General features: G+C 71.5%; 19 protein-coding genes and 1 pseudogene. 14 read left to right on the top strand and 6 right to left on the bottom strand.

Annotated features, from left to right (window positions below):
• Window positions 1–15 precede the first annotated feature (15 nt).
• Window positions 16–1,437 carry an acyl-CoA synthetase gene (locus ACYQ77_RS07695; protein ID WP_459708837.1) on the bottom strand — a complete coding sequence of 474 codons (1,422 nt, stop codon included), beginning with the start codon at window positions 1,435–1,437 and terminating at the stop codon, window positions 16–18.
• Between the two features lie 53 nt (window positions 1,438–1,490).
• Between ACYQ77_RS07695 and ACYQ77_RS07690 the strand changes: the two genes are divergently transcribed.
• From ACYQ77_RS07690 to ACYQ77_RS07680, 3 genes are all read left to right on the top strand, one after another.
• Complete coding sequence (locus ACYQ77_RS07690) at window positions 1,491–1,961, top strand: nuclear transport factor 2 family protein (RefSeq protein ID WP_459708835.1); 471 nt, start codon at window positions 1,491–1,493, stop codon at window positions 1,959–1,961.
• Between the two features lie 79 nt (window positions 1,962–2,040).
• Window positions 2,041–2,508 (top strand): anthrone oxygenase family protein, encoded by a 468-nt coding sequence (locus ACYQ77_RS07685; RefSeq protein ID WP_459708833.1) that lies wholly within the window; start codon window positions 2,041–2,043, stop codon window positions 2,506–2,508.
• A 102-nt stretch (window positions 2,509–2,610) separates the two neighbouring features.
• Window positions 2,611–3,081, top strand: a complete 471-nt coding sequence (locus tag ACYQ77_RS07680; protein WP_459708830.1) for an SgcJ/EcaC family oxidoreductase — start codon at window positions 2,611–2,613, stop codon at window positions 3,079–3,081.
• On the opposite strand, the gene ACYQ77_RS07675 is transcribed toward ACYQ77_RS07680, so the two are convergent.
• On the bottom strand, window positions 3,078–3,482 hold the full coding sequence (locus ACYQ77_RS07675) for a MerR family transcriptional regulator (protein WP_459708829.1): 405 nt from the start codon (window positions 3,480–3,482) through the stop codon (window positions 3,078–3,080). The two genes, ACYQ77_RS07680 and ACYQ77_RS07675, sit on opposite strands and share 4 nt — an antisense overlap.
• A 38-nt stretch (window positions 3,483–3,520) precedes the next feature.
• On the opposite strand from ACYQ77_RS07675, the gene ACYQ77_RS07670 reads away from it, so the two are divergent.
• Window positions 3,521–4,111 (top strand): class I SAM-dependent methyltransferase, encoded by a 591-nt coding sequence (locus ACYQ77_RS07670; protein ID WP_459708827.1) that lies wholly within the window; start codon window positions 3,521–3,523, stop codon window positions 4,109–4,111.
• 524 nt (window positions 4,112–4,635) lie between these two features.
• Here ACYQ77_RS07670 and ACYQ77_RS07665 read toward each other — a convergent pair.
• Both ACYQ77_RS07665 and ACYQ77_RS07660 read right to left on the bottom strand, forming a co-directional pair.
• Window positions 4,636–4,834: pseudogene (locus tag ACYQ77_RS07665) on the bottom strand (hypothetical protein); the annotation flags it as partial.
• Window positions 4,835–5,272: 438 nt separating this feature from the next.
• On the bottom strand, window positions 5,273–6,397 hold the full coding sequence (locus ACYQ77_RS07660; RefSeq protein WP_459708825.1) for a cytochrome P450: 1,125 nt from the start codon (window positions 6,395–6,397) through the stop codon (window positions 5,273–5,275).
• Window positions 6,398–6,524: 127 nt separating this feature from the next.
• Between ACYQ77_RS07660 and ACYQ77_RS07655 the strand changes: the two genes are divergently transcribed.
• From ACYQ77_RS07655 to ACYQ77_RS07610, 10 genes are all read left to right on the top strand, one after another.
• Window positions 6,525–8,027 (top strand): sugar ABC transporter ATP-binding protein, encoded by a 1,503-nt coding sequence (locus ACYQ77_RS07655; RefSeq protein ID WP_459708824.1) that lies wholly within the window; start codon window positions 6,525–6,527, stop codon window positions 8,025–8,027.
• Window positions 8,028–8,076: 49 nt separating this feature from the next.
• Window positions 8,077–9,087: an ABC transporter permease gene (locus tag ACYQ77_RS07650; protein WP_459708822.1), complete on the top strand. Its 1,011-nt coding sequence runs from the start codon at window positions 8,077–8,079 to the stop codon at window positions 9,085–9,087.
• Window positions 9,080–10,111, top strand: a complete 1,032-nt coding sequence (locus tag ACYQ77_RS07645; RefSeq protein WP_459708820.1) for an ABC transporter permease — start codon at window positions 9,080–9,082, stop codon at window positions 10,109–10,111. The genes ACYQ77_RS07650 and ACYQ77_RS07645 overlap by 8 nt, the downstream gene beginning before the upstream one ends.
• Window positions 10,020–11,093, top strand: a complete 1,074-nt coding sequence (rhaS, locus tag ACYQ77_RS07640; protein WP_459708818.1) for a rhamnose ABC transporter substrate-binding protein — start codon at window positions 10,020–10,022, stop codon at window positions 11,091–11,093. The genes ACYQ77_RS07645 and rhaS overlap by 92 nt, the downstream gene beginning before the upstream one ends.
• Window positions 11,094–11,160: 67 nt before the next feature.
• On the top strand, window positions 11,161–11,478 hold the full coding sequence (locus ACYQ77_RS07635) for an L-rhamnose mutarotase (protein ID WP_459708816.1): 318 nt from the start codon (window positions 11,161–11,163) through the stop codon (window positions 11,476–11,478).
• 8 nt (window positions 11,479–11,486) lie between these two features.
• A complete protein-coding gene (rhaI, locus tag ACYQ77_RS07630; RefSeq protein ID WP_459708814.1) occupies window positions 11,487–12,653 on the top strand; it encodes an L-rhamnose isomerase in 1,167 nt (388 codons plus the stop codon).
• Window position 12,654: 1 nt separating this feature from the next.
• On the top strand, window positions 12,655–14,016 hold the full coding sequence (locus ACYQ77_RS07625) for a BNR repeat-containing protein (protein ID WP_459708813.1): 1,362 nt from the start codon (window positions 12,655–12,657) through the stop codon (window positions 14,014–14,016).
• 11 nt (window positions 14,017–14,027) lie between these two features.
• Window positions 14,028–15,431: an arabinose isomerase gene (locus ACYQ77_RS07620; protein WP_459708811.1), complete on the top strand. Its 1,404-nt coding sequence runs from the start codon at window positions 14,028–14,030 to the stop codon at window positions 15,429–15,431.
• 4 nt (window positions 15,432–15,435) lie between these two features.
• On the top strand, window positions 15,436–16,371 hold the full coding sequence (locus ACYQ77_RS07615) for a nucleoside hydrolase (RefSeq protein WP_459708810.1): 936 nt from the start codon (window positions 15,436–15,438) through the stop codon (window positions 16,369–16,371).
• Window positions 16,371–17,618 carry a lanthionine synthetase LanC family protein gene (locus ACYQ77_RS07610; protein WP_459708808.1) on the top strand — a complete coding sequence of 416 codons (1,248 nt, stop codon included), beginning with the start codon at window positions 16,371–16,373 and terminating at the stop codon, window positions 17,616–17,618. Before ACYQ77_RS07615 ends, ACYQ77_RS07610 begins: the two co-directional genes overlap by 1 nt.
• Here ACYQ77_RS07610 and ACYQ77_RS07605 read toward each other — a convergent pair.
• Window positions 17,551–17,985, bottom strand: coding sequence for a YunG family protein (locus ACYQ77_RS07605; protein WP_459708806.1), 435 nt, complete (start codon window positions 17,983–17,985; stop codon window positions 17,551–17,553). The genes ACYQ77_RS07610 and ACYQ77_RS07605 overlap by 68 nt on opposite strands.
• Window positions 17,986–18,019: 34 nt before the next feature.
• Entirely contained in the window at window positions 18,020–18,535 is a 516-nt protein-coding gene (locus ACYQ77_RS07600; protein ID WP_459708804.1) for a DUF742 domain-containing protein, read from the bottom strand.
• Window positions 18,536–18,545 lie beyond the last annotated feature (10 nt).

Raw genomic sequence — 18,545 nt, 5'->3', positions numbered from 1 at the left:
ACCGCCGGCAGGCGGTCACGGGGTCAGCGCCCGTTTGACGATCTTGCCCATCTCGTTGCGGGGCAGGGACTCCCGATAGCGGACCACCCTCGGGCGTTTGTGCGGGGCGAGCAGGCGAGCCACGTGGTCGGCCAGTTCCGCCGGGTCCGGCGCCGCCCCGTTCGGCACCACCCACGCGACGATCCGTTCGCCCAGGTCGTCGTCCGGTTCGCCGGTCACGGCGACCTCGGCCACCGCCGGGTGGTCCAGCAGCGCGTTCTCGATCTCGCCCGCGCCGATCTTGTAGCCGCCGCTCTTGATGAGGTCGGTGGCGCGGCGGCCGACGATCCGCACGTACCCGTCCGGGTCGCGGACCGCCATGTCGCCGGTGCGGAACCAGCCGTCGTGCATCACGGCCTCGGTCGCGTCGGGGCGGTTCAGGTAGCCGAGGAACAGGTTGTCGCCCCTGACCTCGATCTCGCCGACGGTCTCGCCGTCCCGCACGGCCAGCTCGTCGCCGTGGTCGTCCACCAGGCGCAGGTCCACCCCGGGCAGCGGCAGGCCGACGGCCCCCGGCCTGCGGTCGCCCGACGCGCGGACGCTGCAGTTCATGAGGGTCTCCGTCATGCCGTAGCGCTCGACGACCCGCTGCCCGGTGGCCGCGGCGAGCCGTTCGTGGTCGGTGGCGGGCAGCGCCGCCGAGCCCGAGACCAGCAGACGGGCGCCGCCGATCGCCCTGGCCAGCGCGGGATCGGCCGCGCAGTCCTGCGCGAGGCGGTGGTACATGGTCGGGACGCCGAACATCATCGTCGCCTCGCCCGCCAGCGCCTCCCCCGCCGCGCTCGACGAGAACCGCCCCAGGTGGTGCAGGGTGCCGCCGCGGCGCAGCGGGCCGACCACGCCGACGATCAGGCCGTGCACGTGGAACAGCGGCAGCCCGTGCACCAGCACGTCGTCGCCGGTCCACTCCCACACCTCGGCCAGCGCGTCCAGGTTGGACGTCACCGCGCGGCGCGGCAGCACCACGCCCTTCGGCGGGCCGGTCGTGCCGGACGTGTAGACGATGAACGCCGGGGCCTCCGGGGGCAGGTCGGCCGGGGTGACCTCCCGGTCGGCGGGGGTCGTGGGGACCGCCCGCCTCGGCAGGTCCGCCAGGCCGCCCGGGAGGTCCACGTCGGCGGCCAGCACCAGGTCAGGGGTGCTGTCGGCGACGATGTGGGCCAGTTCGCGCTCGCCCACCTTCGGGTTGACCGGCACCACCGGCACCCCCGCGACCAGGGCCCCGACCACGGCGACGCACGTGTCCATGGTGTTCGTCGCCCACACCGCCACCCGGTCCGCGCCGCGGAGCGTGTCCGCCAGCTCGGCCGCCAGCAGCGCCAGCTCGTGGTAGGTGAGCGAGTCCGCGCCGAACCGCAGCGCCACGCGGTGGTTGCCGGTCACCAAGTCCGGGAACATGCCTCTCCCTGCTTTCGAGCCACTGTCGACCGCCGTGCCCCACCCTAGGTGGCATGGACCTCGCAGACCGCGCCGCCGTCACCGACGTCGTCACCCGGTTCGGCTGGTGCCTCGACCGGCGGGACTGGGACGGGCTGAAAGCGCTCTTCACCGACGTCGTCCACACCGACTACACGGCGCTGTGGGGCGGCGAACCGCAGGAGGCGGGCGTCGACGAGCTGCTCGCCACCGGCAAGCAGGGTTCCTGGCGCCGCACCATGGACGGTCTCGAGGCGACCCAGCACCTGATCACGAACGTCCTCGTCGACGTGGCCGGGGACACCGCGACCGCCACCGCGAACGTCGTCGGCGTGCACCGGCTCACCAACCCGCACGGATCTCCACTGTGGACGGTCGGGGGCACGTACGGTTTCCGCCTGACCAGAAGCGGCGACGGGTGGCGCATCCGGGCGATCAAGCAGGACATCACGTGGGTCGACGGCAACCAGCAGGTGCTGTTCCTGGCGGCCATGCGCGCCGCGTGAGCACCGGTCGTCCAGGGAACCTGCCCGCGCGTCCATTCCGGTACCGCCAGGCGGATCCGACCGCGTAGCGTGACCGGCCATGGTGGCACTGACCCTCGTCGTCGCGCTCGTGAACCTCGTCCTGCTCGGCGCGGTGCACGGCGTCTTCTTCGCGTACTCGAACTCGGTCGTGCCCGGACTCGACCGCGTCGACGCCGAGCAGGCCGCCGCGGCCATGCGCGGCCTGAACGTCGTGATCGTCAACCCGAGGTTCCTCGCGACGTTCGCCGGGCCGCTGCTCACCGCGGCCGCCACCGGGTTCCTGCTGCTGGGGCTCGACGAGACGACGCCTGCGCTGCTGTGCCTCGCGGCCGCCGCCGTCTACCTGCTCGGCTGCCTGGCCGTCACCGGGCGCGTCAACGTGCCGATGAACAACGCGCTGGAGGCCGGGTCGCTCGGCTGGGCCGAGTTCGCCCCGCGCTGGCGGCGGTGGAACACGGTGCGCACGGTGTCGAGCATGGTGGCCCTCGTACTGTGCGGGATGGCCCTGTACCTCTGGCATCGCTGACCCAGGTCGTACCCCGAGCGCGCCAAGTTCCAACCCCAGGTGGACGACAACGCATGCCCCGGCGCCGTAACTTCCTTGCACACCACAGGAAGGGGCAAGGACATGCGATGGTTGACGGTACTCGCGGCGGTGGCGTTGGCGACCGCGACGGCGGCCGCGCCCGCGGCGGCGAAGGGCGAGGACCCGCGCGCCGCGTTCGCACGGATCCTCCAGCAGCAGAGCGACGCCTGGTACGAGGAGGACGGCGCCGCGTTCGCCGCGACGTTCACGCCGGACGGGGACGTCGTGACGTTCAACGGCGACCACCTGCGCACACGACAGGGCATCGCCGAGGGCATGCAGTACTACTTCGACACCTACATCGACCACACCAGGCTGCGCACGCTCGACGAGCACGTCCGGTTCGCCGGACCGGACCTCGCGGTCATCGTGCGGACCTCGTGCCAGCTCGTGCCACCCGCGACGGAGTGCAGGCCGGATTCGTTGTCACGCAACACCAACGTGATGGTGAAGCGGCACGGGCGGTGGCTGCAGGAGTCGTTCCAGAACACCAGGGTCGTCGCATTACCCTAGTGTCCGTGGGCCTCCTCCAGGGAGGCGCCGGCGAGGCGTTTGGCGCGGCCGCGGATGAACGTGGGGCACTCGCGGACGTCCGGGTGCGTGCACGCCAGCCCGTGGGCGATGGCGGTGCGCGCCGCCTGGGCCTTCGCGATCCGCTCGTCCAGCTCGGCGAGTTTCCGCTCCGCCAGCTCGCGCCACGAGCCGCGCCGGGTCATGACCTGCCTGACCTCGCGGAGGGTGTAGCCCGTGTCCCGCAACAGGAGGACCTCCCCCACGAGGTCGACCGTCGACGGCGGGTAACGCCGCCTGCCCGCCACCCGTTCGGGCGCGGGGAGGACGCCGAGCTCCTCCCAGTACCGCAACGCGGAGGTCGCGACACCGGTCGCCTTGGCGAGTTCACCGATGGTCAGCATGTTGACGTCAAGGGTACTTGAAGTCGTTGGCTGGGCCCATGACGTTCAAACAGTGGATGATCAGCCAGTTCGGGCGGCCGAGGGGTGTCGGCGGCCGGGTGTCGGGGTGGGTCATGGCCCACCGCGGCTCCAACCGACAGCGCAACCGGTGGGTGGTGTCGTTGCTGGACGTGGGCCCGGACGACCGGGTGCTCGAGATCGGCTTCGGCCCGGGCGTGGCCCTCGCCGAGCTGGCGCAGCGCAGCAGGCACGTCCACGGCATCGACCACTCGGACCTGATGGTGCGCCGGGCCCGCAAACGCCTCGGCGAGCGGGTGACGGTCACGTGCACGTCCGTGGCCCGGTTGCCGGACTTCGCGGAAAAGCTCGACGTCGTCCTGGCCGTGAACTCGATCGGGTTCTGGCCGGAACCGGCCGACCGACTGCGCGAGCTGCGCGAGCGCCTGCGCCCGGGCGGCCGGATCGCACTGGCCACCCAACCGCGCTGCCCGGGCGTGACCACGGACGCGGCAGGCGAACAACTGCGCACCCTGCTCACCGAGTCCGGCTTCACCGACCTCCGCACAGAGCACCTGACCCTCACACCGGCGGTCGTCTGCGTCATCGCGGCCACCCCGAACACCCCATGAGCCCCGTTGACGTGCCCCGCGTACGCAGGCGGCCGCCGCCGCCCAGCAACAGCCCCGCCACACCCCGAGCACCCACACCGCCCGAGCAACAGTCAGGCGATCCAGCACCGCGCCAAGCCACCCCTGGCCCACGACACCCCGAGCGCTGACTGCCTCAGGAACCAGACCCCACCGGCACCCCCACCCAACCCTGGCGACCGGACCAACAACACCGCCAGCGCGCCCCACACCGAACCCCCACCCGAGCACCGACGACTTCCGGGAGCCAACCCCACCCGGACCCAACCCCCGGCAGCCAACCAACAACCCTTCAGCGCCTCCCGGCATCAAAGCCATCACCAGCTCACCACACCCGAGCACCGACAGCTTCGAAACCAACCCCAACCGCCCCCCCCCAGAACCAACCCGACAACCCAACCAACAACACCGCCAGCGCACCCCACACCGAACCCCCACCCGAGCACCGACGACTTCCGGGAACAACCCAACCGGACCCAACCCCCGACAGCCACACCAACAACCCCTCAGCGCCTCCGGGGACTGCCCAGACTGTGGTTGACGGTCGGGGTGTGGTGGTGTGCGGCAGTGTGGACGGCGACCGGGGCGAGTCGGCCGAGGCGTCCCTGTCGGCGTCGTCGGCGGTAGGTCTTCTCGATCCAGGTCCATCGCAGCGTTGTCGCCACACGCGCCGACCCGTCCCTGTCCGAGTGCACGACCGTGGCGTTCACAGGGCGATCACACCTCACTTCGACCTTCGACGCGGTGCGGTTCCGGTCGACCAGGTTGTCACGCCCGGCTGGCCCGGCGGCGTTCGTCAGGTGCGCGTCGTCCCGACACCCCGGGACACTGGGTCACGTTTCCCACTGGTGGAACGCCTGCGTGGAGAAGCCCAGCACCCGGCAGGTCACCGCCACCGGACCGGCGTGTCCGTGGCGGCGATGTCCCGCCAGACTCGCCATCAAAACCCCACCACACCCCGAACGCCAACAGCTTCCCGAAACCGACGCTCGCCACACCGACCCCGGGCAGCCGATCGAGCACCGTCGACGCTCCCACCACGCCAACAGCAGCCGCCGTCAGTGCCCACCCTCAGCGTCGACGCCCGCGAGCATCAACCTTGGCAGCAACACCGTCAACGCTCCCCCACCACACCGAACGCCGTCAGTCCCAGCGCACCTTGAGGGTCGGCGGCTTGCGGAACACCAACCCGGACGGTGCGGTCGGTTCCGCCAGGCGCAACCGCGGCAGGCGGTCCAGCAGCGCGGTCATCGCGATCTCCGCCTCCGCGCGTGCCAGGCGGGCGCCCAGGCAGAAGTGCGGGCCCAGTGCGAACGCCAGGTTGGCGCGAGCGTTGTCCCGGCGGATGTCGAACACGTCCGGGGCCGGGAACACCTCGGGGTCGCGGTTGGCGCCCGCGATCGACACGCGCACCAGGTCGCCCTTCGCGATGTCGGCGCCTGCCAGTGTCACGTCGCGGGTCGCGTAGCGGTCGACCACCGACGCGGCCGGCTCGTAGCGCAGGGACTCCTCGATGGCGTTCGGCAGCAGGGTGCGGTCGGCGCGGATGGCGGTGAGCGCGTCGTCGTGTGTGAGGAGGTGCAGGACCAGGTTGGCGATCATGCTCTCGGTGGTGTCGATGCCGCCGAACATGAGCACCGCCGTGTTCGCGACGACCTCGTCCGGTGCGAGGTCGATGCCGGTGAGCAGGGAGTCCGCTGCCGGGTCGGCGATGGTGCGCAGGACGCTCTCCCCCAGTTCGCGGAACGCCGCGGCGCCCGCCTCCGTCGGTGGCTGTCCCGCCGTCACCGCCGACACCGAGTCGACCAGCGCGGCATACCACGTGCGGACCGCGGCCGGGTCGACGCCGGTCAGGCCGAGCGCGTCCGCCACGACCGCCAGCGCCAGCGGGCCCGCGAACTCCGCCCGCAGCTCCGCCGAGCCACGCGGCAAGAGGTCGTCGATCAAGTGCTTTGTCGACGTGGCGACGAACGCCGCGTAACGATCCCGCACCGGCGCCGGGCGGAACGGTGGCACGAACGGGTCCCGGTGCCGGGCGTGCACCGGGCCGTCGAGTGACAGCATGCTCGGGCCGACGACCGTCGCCGTGGAGAAGCGCGGATCGTCCACTGTGAACGTCGCCGCGTCCCGCATCACCTGCTGGGCCAGCGCGTAGCCGGTGACCAGCCAGCCGTCGAGGACCGGCACCCACGCGACCGGCGACGTGGCGCGGAGCCGGGCCAGCACGGGGTGCGGGTCGGTGGTCAGGTCGTCGAGGGTGACGGTCACGCGGCCGAGTGTAGGCACGCTCCCCGTCCCGCTATTGAAACGTGTCAATCCTGGTGTCTTGACGCGCTCACCAGCGCTCGGCTACGTTGCCTGAAACGTTTCACGAACCCGTGCAGGCGGTGAGCGCGTGACGGCAAAGGTGCCCCCGCTACTCGAGCTACGCGATGTCCACAAGTCGTTCGCCGCGGTCCACGCGTTGCGGGGAGTCTCCCTGGAACTGCACGCCGGCGAGGTCCACGGGCTCGCCGGCGAGAACGGGGCGGGCAAGTCCACCGTGGTGCGGACGATCGGCGGCGAGCACCGCCCGGACGCGGGCGTGGTGCTCGTCGACGGCGAGCCCGTCGAGTTCGCGGGCCCGCGCGACGCGCAGCGGCACGGGATCGCGGTCATCCACCAGGAACCGAGCCAGTTCCCGGACCTCACGGTCGCGGAGAACGTGTTCATGGGCCGCCAGCCGCTGCGGTCGTTCCGCCGCATCGACCGGGCCGCCATGAACGCGAAGGCCGCCGAGCTGTTCGAGTCGCTCGGCGTGCCCATCGAACCGGGCCGGGTCACCCGCGGCCTGTCGATCGCCGACCAGCAGATCATCGAGATCGGCAAGGCGCTGTCGGCCGACGCGCGGATCATCGTGATGGACGAGCCGACCGCCGCGTTGTCCACTGTGGAGGCGGCGCGGCTGTTCCGGGTGGCGCGGCGGCTCGCGGAGAACGGCGCCGCGCTGCTGTTCATCTCCCACCGGCTGGAGGAGATGTACGAGATCTGCCACCGCGTGACCGTGCTGCGCGACGGGTCGCTGGTGACGAGCTCCCCCATGGCCGAGATCGACCGGGACACGCTGGTCCGCAGCATGGTCGGCCGGTCGGTGGCGCAGCTGTACCCGTCGCAGGACACGGAGGCCGGGGACGAGGCGCTGGTCGTGACGGGCCTGACGCGGGCCGGGGTGTTCGCGGACGTGTCGTTCTCCGTGCGGCGCGGGGAGATCGTGGGGCTCGCCGGGCTGGTCGGGTCGGGCCGGTCGGAGGTCGCGCGGGCGATCTTCGGCGTCGACCCGCTGGACTCCGGTCAGGTGTCGGTGAACGGCAGGCGGTTGCCGCTGGGCGATCCGAGGGCCGCGATCCGGGCCGGGGTGGCGATGGTGCCGGAGGACCGGCGTGAGCAGGGCCTGGTGCTGGACCTGTCGATCGAGCGGAACGCCACGCTGCCCCGGCTGGGCGCAGTGTCGCGGTGGGGCCTGGTGAGCAGGTCGCGGGAGCGGTCGCTCGCGGCGAAGTGGGCCGACCGGCTGCGGGTCAAACGGCGGCGGCTGGCCGACCCGGTGGCGACGCTGTCCGGCGGGAACCAGCAGAAGGTCGTGCTGGGCAAGTGGCTCGCGACCGAACCGGACGTGCTGATCGTGGACGAGCCGACGCGCGGCATCGACATCGGCGCGAAGGTCGAGGTGCACGCGCTGCTGGCGGAGCTCGCGGCGGCCGGGATCGCGGTGCTGATGATCTCCTCCGAGCTGCCGGAGGTGCTGGGCATGGCCGACCGCGTGCTGGTGATGCACGAGGGACGCCTGACCGCGGAGCTGTCCAAGGAGGACGCCACGGAGGAGTCGGTGCTGCAGGCCGCGACGGGAGGTGCGTCATGACCGCACGGCGGCGGTGCTGTGCAAGGCGCCGGGTGGCCGGGGGTGGCGGGTGATCAAGCCGTCCGCCAGGGAGTCCGCCTTCGCCGGGCGTGAGCTGGGGATCGTCGTCGCGCTCGTGGCGGTCGTCGGGGCCGCCACCATCGCGCGGCCCAGTTTCCTGTCCGGGCAGGGCATCCACGACCTGTTCCTGAACGCGTCGATCATCGGGCTGCTCGCCATCGGGCAGGCGCTGCTGGTGATCACCCGCAACATCGACCTGTCCGTCGGCTCGGTCATGGGGCTCACCGCGTACCTGTCCGGGCAGCTGTTCCTCGTGGACAAGGACCTGCCGGTCGTCGTGGTCGTACTGGCGGGGATCGGGCTCGGCGCGGTGTGCGGGGCGATCAACGGCGCGCTGGTGGCGATCGCCAAGGTGCCAGCGCTGGTGGTCACGCTCGGCACGCTGTACGTGTTCCGCGGCATCGACTACGCGTGGGCGTCCGGCACGAACACCACCCAGATCAACGCCTACCAGATGCCGCAGGGCTTCCTCGACCTCGGCAGCGGCTCGCTGCTCGGCATCCCGAACCTCACGCTGATCACGCTGGTGGTCCTCGCGATCACCGCGTACGCGCTGCACAACTTCCGCGCGGGCCGCGAGCTGTACGCGATCGGGTCCAACCCGGACGCCGCGCGCCTGGACGGCATCCCGACCGGGCGGCGGGTGTTCTCCGCGTTCGTGATCTCCGGCGGGCTGGTTGGGCTCGGCGGGGTCATGCACGCCGCGTACTTCGGCACCATCAACGCCTCCGTCGGCACCGGCCGCGAGCTGGCCGTGGTCGCGGCGGTGGTGGTCGGCGGGGTCGCGATCTTCGGCGGCGGCGGGACCGTGCTGGGCGCGGTGCTCGGGGCGCTGCTGCTGACCACGATCACCAGCGCGCTGCCGATCCTCGGCGTGCCCGCGTTCTGGCAGCGCGCGGTCGACGGCGCCGCCCTGCTGGTCGCGATCTCACTGGACCGGGCGTTCATGGTGCGCCTCGCGGAACGACTACGGGCCGAGAGGGCGGTGCGCCGTGCTTGACCGGTTGCTGCGCTGGGAGAGCGTTCTCCTGCTGCTCTGCGTCGGGGTGTTCGCCGTGGGTTCGGCGAGCGACGGGTTCGCCGAGCAGGGCAACATCAGCTTCCTGCTGCTGGACTACAGCGAGGTCGCGCTGCTCGCGTTCGCGTTGCTGCCGATCGTGCTGACCGGCGAGATCGACCTGTCGGTGGCGTCCACGCTGGGGTTCTGTTCCGCGCTGACCGGCACGCTGTGGGACGCGGGCATGTCGTTCGAGACGATCGTGCCGCTCGTGGTCCTCGCCGGGGTGGCGCTCGGCTCGGTCAACGCGGTGCTGGTCGTGCGGTTCGGGTTGCCGTCGCTCGCGGTCACGATCGGCACCCTGGGGCTCTACCGCGGCCTGGCGTACGTGCTGCTCGGCGACCGCGCGGTGACCGGCTTCCCGGAGAACTACCGCCCGTTCGCGACCGACTCGGTCCCGGGCACGTTCCTGCCGTACGCGACGATCCTGGTGCTGGTGGTGGGTGCGCTGATCGCGGTCATGGTGCACGCCACGACGGTCGGGCGGTCCCTGTACGCGATCGGGCTCGGCACCGAGACCGCGCGGTTCTCCGGCATCCGGGTGAACCGGATCAAGTTCGGGCTGTACCTGCTCTCCGGCGGGCTGGCGGCGGTCGCGTCGCTGATCTACACCCTCCGCTACAACAGCGCCCGCGCCGACAACGCGAACGGCATGGAGCTGGTCGCGGTCGCCGCGGTGCTGCTCGGCGGGGTGTCGATCTTCGGCGGCCGCGGCACCGTGCTCGGGGTCGCGACCGCGCTGCTGGCCATGGCCGGCCTGCGCAACGTGTTGTTCCTCGACGATGTCAGCAACGAGATCCAGAACGTCATCACGGGACTGCTACTGATCCTCTCCGTGCTCGTCCCGGTCGTGTTCAAACCGAGGAGGACCAAAGATGCTCCGCTCGAACCGTCTGTTGTGGACGCTGAGCGCCGGACTGGCGCTGACGCTGGTGGCGAGCTGCGGCGGGACCACCAAGGGGTCTGACGCCGCCGCGGGCGACGGCGCGGGCGCGACCGCGAAGGAGGCGGACCCGAACGCCCCGGTCAAGGAGGGCCTGAAGATCACCTTCCTGCCGAAGGAGATCGACAACCCGTACGAGGTGCTGGTCGACGAGGGCGGCATCGACGCGGTCACGGAGCTGAAGGGCACGGGCAAGGAGGTCGGGCCGTCGGACGCGTCGGCGTCCTCGCAGGTGTCCTACATCAACACGCTGATCCAGCAGAAGCAGGACGCGATCGTCATCGCGGCCAACGACCCGAACGCGGTCGCGCCCGCGCTGAAGGACGCGATGAGCAAGGGCATCGCGGTCGTGACCTACGACTCCGACGCGGCGCCGGACGCGCGGCAGATCTTCGTCAACCAGGCCGACTCCGAGGAGATCGGCCGGTCGCAGGTGAAGCTGATGTCCGACCAGATCGGCGGCAAGGGCAAGATCGCGATCCTGTCGGCGACCCCGAACGCGACGAACCAGAACACCTGGATCGAGTTCATGAAGGACGAGCTGACCAAGCCGGAGTACAAAGACATCGAGCTGGTCAAGATCGCCTACGGGGACGACGACGACCAGAAGTCGTTCCAGGAGGCGCAGGGTCTGCTGCAGTCCATCCCGGACCTGAAGGGCATCATCTCGCCGACCACGGTCGGGATCTCGGCGGCCGCGCGGTACCTGTCGTCGTCGCCGTACAAGGGCAAGGTCAAGCTGACCGGCCTGGGCACGCCGAACCAGATGCGGCAGTTCATCAAGGACGGCACGGTGACCGAGTTCGCGCTGTGGAACCCGGTGGAGCTGGGGTACCTGGCCGGGTACGCGGCAGCGGCCCTCGCGTCCGGGCAGATCAGCGGCGCCGAGGGTGAAACGTTGAAAGCGGGCAAGCTCGGCGAGCGGGAGATCGGCAAGAACGGCGAGATCATCCTCGGCCCGCCGACCAACTTCAACGCCGGCAACATCGACGACTTCGACTTCTGATGCCCATGCCGCGAAAGGGGTGCCGCCGACGCGCCTTTCGCGGCACCGGGCGGACGGGGGTGGGCTGATGCGGCGGGTGTGCTTTCTCCTCAAGGTCCGCGAAGACCGGATCGAGGAGTACCGGCGGCGGCACGCCGAGGTGTGGCCGGACATGCTGGCGGCGCTGCGCGAGACGGGCTGGCGGAACTACTCGCTGTTCCTCCGGCAGGACGGGTTGCTGGTCGGCTACTTCGAGACCGACGACCTCGACGCGGCGCTCGCCGGGATGGCGGCGCGCGATGTGAACACCCGGTGGCAGACCGAGATGGCGCCGTTCTTCGCAGGGCTCGACGGCGCGCCCGACGAAGGCATCACGCCACTGACCGAGGTCTTCCACCTCGACTAGGAGAACCGATGATCGACCAGTCAGCCGTCAAGGCGGCGCTCCGCACCCAGCACATCGAGACCCCGTCGTGGGCGTACGGCAACTCCGGCACCCGCTTCAAGGTGTTCGCGCAGGAGGGGGTGCCGCGCAACGCCTACGAGAAGGTCGACGACGCCGCCACCGTGCACCGGTTCACCGGGGTCGCGCCGTCCGTCGCGTTGCACATCCCGTGGGACCGGGTCGACGACTACGGCGACCTCGCGAAGCACGCGAAGGAGCGCGGCATCGAGCTGGGCGCGATCAACCCGAACGTGTTCCAGGAGGACGACTACCGGCTCGGCAGCGTCTGCAACCCGGACGAGGCGGTCCGGCGCAAGGCGCTCGACCACCTCCTGGAGTGCGTCGACATCATGAACGTGACCGGGTCGCGGGACCTGTCGCTGTGGTTCGCCGACGGCACGAACTACCCCGGCCAGGACTCGATCCGCGCGCGGCAGGAACGGCTCTCCGAAGCCCTGCACGCGGTGCGCGACCGGCTGTCCGGGGACCAGCGGATGCTCATCGAGTACAAGCTGTTCGAGCCCGCGTTCTACACGATGGACGTGCCGGACTGGGGCACCAGCTACGCGCACTGCGCCGACCTCGGCGAGCGCGCCAAGGTGCTGGTGGACACCGGGCACCACGCCCCCGGCACGAACATCGAGTTCATCGTCGCGTTCCTGCTGCACCGCGACAAGCTCGGCGGGTTTCACTTCAACTCGCGGTTCTACGCCGACGACGACCTGATGGTGGGCGCCGCCGACCCGTACCAGCTGTTCCGGATCATGGTGGAGATCGTGCTGGGCGGCGGGCTCGACGCGAGCGCCGGTGTCGCGTTCATGCTCGACCAGTGCCACAACATCGAGCCGAAGATCCCGGCGCTGATCCGGTCCGTGCTCAACGTGCAGGAGGCGACCGCGAAGGCGCTGCTGGTCGACCAGGACGCGCTGCGGGCCGCGCAGCAGGACGGGGACGTCCTCGCGGCCAACGCGGTGCTGACCGACGCGTTCGCCACCGACGTGCGCCCCCTGCTAGCCGAGCTGCGCGAGGACATGGGCATCGACCCCGACCCGATCGCCGCCTACCGGCGGTCGGGGCACTTCGAGAAGCTCCGCGAAGACCGCAAGGACGGCGCCGCCGCCGGTTGGGGAGCATGAGATGAGAAAACTGGGTGTCCTGTTCGCGGCGCTTCTTATGGTGGTGCCGACGACCGTCGCCGCCGAACCGGTCGCGGGTCCCGCGGTGCGCCTCCTGCGGGACACCCAGCTCGACCCGGCGGCGCTGTACTTCGTGTCCTACGACGGGCTGGTCAACAACGAGTCGTTCGCGCAGGACCCGATCCTGACCTACGGCGCGTTCCAGTACGCGACGTGGTACACGGCCGACCGGAGCGCGGTGGTGGCGCGCCGCAAGACCGGCACGGCCACGTGGCAGAAGGTCGTGCTGCCGCACCGGCTGTCGGCCAACGACTCGCACAACGTGATCTCGCTCGGCGTCTCGCCGCGTGACGGCCGCCTGCACGTCGCGATGGACACCCACAACACGCCGGTGTTCTACGTGAAGTCCACGGCGGGCGTGGTGGACCGTCCACAGTGGTCGATCGCCGACTTCGGCCCGGTGCGGCGCACGCTGGACGGCGTCGATCTCGGCGGCATCAGCTACCCGCGGTTCCTCGTCACGCCCGAGAAGAACCTGCAGCTGAGCTACCGCACCGGCGGCTCCGGCAACGGCACGCTCGAGCTGGCCGAGTACGACGGCACCTGGCGCAAGCTCGGCAGGTGGACGTCGGCGACCGGCAGCTACACCGGCCCGAACGGCGTGGTCAGCACCACCCGCAACATGTACCTGCACGGCCTCACCTACGGCCCGGGCGGCCGCTTGCACGCCGCGTTCACCTGGCGCGAAGGCAACGCCGAGGTCCTCTGCAACCCCGGCGGCCTCACCAACCACGACACGGGTTACGTCTACAGCGACGACCGCGGCCGCACCTGGCACCGCGACGACGGCACGCGGGTCCAGACACCCGTCGCCGTCGACCCCAACCTGGTCGTCGACCCGCTCGACCCCGACCACGGCCTGATGAACCAGGAGAGCCAGGCCGTCGACTCGACCGGCACGCCGCACGTGGTCATCAGCTACGTGCCGGGCCGGTTCACCCAGTGCGTCACCAGCTACGCCGCGGACCGCACCCGCTGGGCCCGCACGTTCCACCTGACCAAGAAGAACGGCGTCTGGACCAAGCAGGAGGTGCCCGTCCCGCCGAACGCCACCGGCCGCACCCGGATCGTGTTCGACCGGGACGACAACGCCTACCTCGTCATGCCCTACGGCCGGATCGTGGCCGCGTCCGAGGCGAGCGGCTGGACGGACTGGACCGTGCTGTACGACCGGCCGGGCATGAACGTCTTCGGCGAGGTGAACGTCGACCTCGCCGGCGACGTGCTTTCCGTGCTGTACCAACAACGTTCGACCGGCACCACGCCGTCGCCGATCCGTGTCGCCGACTTCCGGATCGGCTGAGGAGGAGAACCATGACCAACAGGCGCCCCAGGATCGGCCTGATCGCGGGTGGGCTCGGCGCGTACTGGCCGCAGTTCCCGGACCTCCTGCCGACGCTGCAGGAGTCGTCGCGGTACGTCAGTGAGCGGATCAAGGGCTACGACGCCGAGATCGTCGACGTCGGGTTCATCTCCGACGCGCAGGAGGGCGCGAAGGCCGCGGAGCGGCTGCGGGAGGCGGGCTGCGACCTGATCGTCGGGTTCCTCACCACCTACCTGACCGCGACCATGCTCATGCCGGTCGCGCAGCGCAGTGGCGCGCCGGTGCTGCTGATCAACCTGCAGCCCACGGAGTCGATGGACCACGCCACGTTCGACACCGGGCAGTGGCTGGCGTACTGCGGCGCGTGCCCGCTGCCGGAGATGGCGAACGCGTTCACCCGTGCGGGCATCGAGTTCCGCAGCGTGTCCGGCTACCTGCGGGACGAGCGGGCGTGGGCGCGGATCGGCGCGTGGATCAAGGCGGCGAGTGTGCGGAAGGTGCTGCGGCACGGCAGGCACGGGCTCATGGGGCACCTCTACCCCGGCATGTACGACGTGTCGACCGACCTCGCGATGGTCAACGCGCACTTCGGCGGGCACGTGGAGGTGCTGGAGTTCGACGACCTGCGGGTGCGGGTCGAGGAGGTCACCGACGCCGACGTGGCCGCGCGCGTGGCGGCGGCGCGCGAGGTGTTCGAGGTGACCGAGTCGGTCGACGACGAGGACTTCGCGTGGGGCGCCAAGGTGTCCGTCGGCCTGGACCGCCTGGTCGACGACTTCGACCTGGACAGCCTCGCCTACTACCACCGCGGCCTGAACGGCGAGCAGCACGAGCGGCTGGGCGCGGGCATGATCCTCGGCGCGAGCCTGCTCACGGCGCGGGGCATCCCGGCGGCCGGCGAGTACGAGCTGCGCACCAGCCTCGCCATGCTGATCATGGACGTGCTCGGCGCGGGCGGCTCGTTCACCGAGTTCCAGGCGCTCGACTTCACCCGCGGGCACGTCGAGATGGGCCACGACGGGCCGGCGCACCTGGCGATCTCGGCGAAGAAACCGCTGCTGCGCGGCCTCGGCGTGTTCCACGGCAAGCGTGGCTGGGGCGTGTCGGTCGAGTTCGACGTGGCCACCGGACCGGTCACGCTGCTGGGTGTCGGCCAGACCCGCGACGGCCGGTACACGCTGGTCGCCGCGGAGGGCACGGTCGCCGACGGGCCGCACATGAAGATCGGCAACACCACCAGCCGCGTCGACTTCGGGCGCGACCCCGGCGAGTGGACCGACGACTGGTCCGCGAGCGGTGTCGGGCACCACTGGGCGCTCGGCACCGGCCACCGGCTGGCGGAGCTGAAGGCGGTCGCGAGCCTCCTCGGGGTGGAGCTGATCACGGTAACGTGAGGCCGTGACGCGCCTGATCATCGACACCGACCCCGGCATCGACGACGCGATCGCGTTGTTCGCCGCGCTCGCCTCCCCCGAACTGGACGTGGCCGGGCTGACGACCGTGTTCGGCAACGTGACGGTCGAGGTGGCGACCCGCAACGCGCTGACGCTGCTGGACGTCGCGGGCCGCGCGGACATCCCGGTCGCACGGGGCGCCGCCGCGCCCATCGCCATGGACTACCTGGGTGCGATCCCGCACGTCCACGGCGAGGACGGCCTCGGCGACGGCGGCGAGCTGGTGGCGCCCACCCGGGCGGCGCTGGACATCAGCGCCGCCGAGTTCCTGTGCCGGGAGGCGCCGGGCGCGACGGTGCTGGCGATCGGGCCGCTCACCAACCTCGCGCTGGCGCTGCGGCTGCGGCCGGACCTGGACACGCTCGTCGAGCAGGTCGTCGTCATGGGCGGCAACGCGCTCGGCCCGGGCAACGCGACCCCGGCCGCCGAGGCCAACATGTGGAACGACCCGGAGGCGGCGGACGTCGTGTTCGGCGCGCGGTGGCCGGTGACGATGGTCGGCCTGGACGTCACGCACGAGGTGGTGCTGCCGGACGCGGGCATCGACGAGCTGACCGCGCGGGACACGGCGACCGCGCGCATGCTCGCGCAGGCGATCCCGCTGTACCGCGACTTCCTCGCGAAGGTCAGCGACGTGGACGGCATCTACCTGCACGACCCGAGCGCGGTCGCGTACGTGCTGGCCCCGCACCTGTTCCGCACGCAGCGGTGGCCGGTGCGCGTGGAAACGCACGGCATCAGCCGCGGCAAGACGTGGCCGAGCCTCGGCAACACCGACGACGCCGCCCCCGCGGCGTGGCAGGGGCGGCCGCCCGTGAACGTGTGCGTGGGCGTCGACGCCCCGGCGGTGCTCGACCTGCTCAGAACGCGGCTGTCCTGATGCCGTACCTGCGGGTCGCCGACGCGGCGTGGCGGTGGGTGCTCAGCCAGGTGCGGTGGGACGACGTCGTGTCGATCCCGGAGTCGCCGGGCACGCAAGCGGACCCGGCCTACCGGGACGGCATGCACTCGGGGATCGGCGGGCTCGCCTACGTGCTCGCGGAGATCCGCCGGTCGCGGCCGTGGACCGACGAGGAGTCGCGGCTGGCCGCTGCCATCGCCGCGCAGGTGAGCGCCGGGGTGCCGCATGCGACCGACTACAACTTCTTCGACGGGCTGGTCAGCGCGATCGGGGTGCTGACGGCACTCGGCGAGGACCCGTCCCCGGCGGTGTCCCGGCTTGTCGACCTGGCGACCCCGGACGGGTGGCCGCAGACGGGGTTCGACCCGCCGACGTTCCTGCCCGGTGTCCGGGTGACCGACGTGGTGCTCGGCACGGCCGGGATCCTGCTCGCCGCCGTGTGGTCGGACGCCCGCGAGCTGGCGGCGCTGGCGGCGGACGTGCTCATGGCGGAGGCCGAGGAGGTGCCGACCGGGCTCGACTGGGCGTTCGTGCCACGGCGGTTCCGCACCGACGAGATGGTGTGGCTGCCGAACTTCTCCCACGGCGTGGCCGGGATCGCGAGCGCACTGGCGGTGGCCGGTGTCCGCTTCGACCGCCCGGACCTCGTGACGGCCGCGACCCGGGGCGCGGAACACCTGCTGTCGCTGGGCGACGGCTACACCGTGCCGCGCCGGATCCCCGAGGTCGGCGAACCCGTCGCTCATGGGTGGTGCCACGGCGGGACCGGGACGTCCCTGCTGTACGTGGCGTTGGAGCGGGCCGGGGTCACCTCCGTGGCGGGCGAGCCGCCGCTCGTGTGGCACCGGCGGGCGCTGGAGGGTGTGCGCAGGTCGGGCGTGCCGGAGCGGCTGCGGCCGGGCTTCTGGGACAACGACGGCCGCTGCTGCGGCACGGCCGGGGTCGGGGACGTGTTCCTGGACTCGTGGTGCCGCGGCGGTGACCCCGAGGACCTGGAGTTCGCGGTGCGGCTGGCCGACGCGCTGGTGGAGCGGGCGATCATGGCCGGACCGCACGCCTGCTGGCGGTTCGTCGAGCACCGCAACCCCGAGCCGCTGCTGCCGCCGGGGGTCGGCTGGATGCAGGGCGCGGCCGGGATCGCGGCGTTCCTGTTCCGGATCAGCCGCACGCTGCGTGGCTCGACGGAGCCGGTGCCGCGCCTGGACTCGTGGTGGGCGGTGCCGTAGCCAGGCGCAGGACGCGGTCGCGGAGCAGTTCGTACTCCGCGCGGCAGCGCTTCGGTGGTCCGGGCGGCCGTTCGACCACCTGACCGCCGACGACCTCCTCGTCCTGGCGGAACTGGTCACGGGTGAGGTCGACCTCGAGCCCGGCGCCGAAGCGGTTCCACCAGTGGACGCCGGTCCGCTCCCCCGCGACCCGCACCTCCCCCAGCACCAGCTCGCCGCCGAACAGGTCGTGCAGCACCAGCGCGGTCACGCCGCACTGCCCGCGCGCGGGGTTGCCGGGGTGCCACTCCGCGCGGTCGACCGGGTCGCACGTGTCCACGCCCCAGCTCGCCCGGCACGCGTGCTCGACGTCGGTCAGGGTCCACATGCCGGTCATTGTGCCGAACCCCTGCGCGAAGCGGTCAGACCCGCAGGTTCGCCAGCCCGCGCAGCACGCGTTGCATCAGCTCCACGTCCGGCCCCTCGTCGGCCTCGACGCGGTTGTGGTGCACGGTGACCAGCCCGAGACCGGCCATGTCGTCGAGGAGCACGCGCACCACACCGATCGGCAACCGCAGCAGCGCGCCGATCTCCGCGACGGACCGGGTCTGCCTGCACACGCGGGCCACCGCCTGGTGCTCGCTGCGCATGGTGTGGAACAGCTCCTCGGCACGCGGCGCGGTGACGATGAGCGTCTCGATCTCCAGCCTGCCGCTCGACCTCGTGCGCCCCGCGGTCCACGCGTAGGCGCGCACGCTCGCGGCGTTCTCCCCGGCCGGCGCCGCCTCCTCGGCCTGCGGCGCCGGTCGTGGCGACTCGTGCCGGGGCCCGGGATCCGGGGCGCGCGCACGTTTGCGTGGCCGGGCGGCGCCCATCGTCAGCCCGTTGAGCACGTCGGCGAAGGTCGACTCGGCGGCTCTGTCATCGTCGTCGGTCATGACAGCTCCC

This window comes from Actinophytocola sp. KF-1, assembly GCF_054661535.1.
The sequence above is the reverse complement of the archived record's forward strand: the minus strand, read 5'-3'. Positions and strand labels throughout refer to the sequence as shown.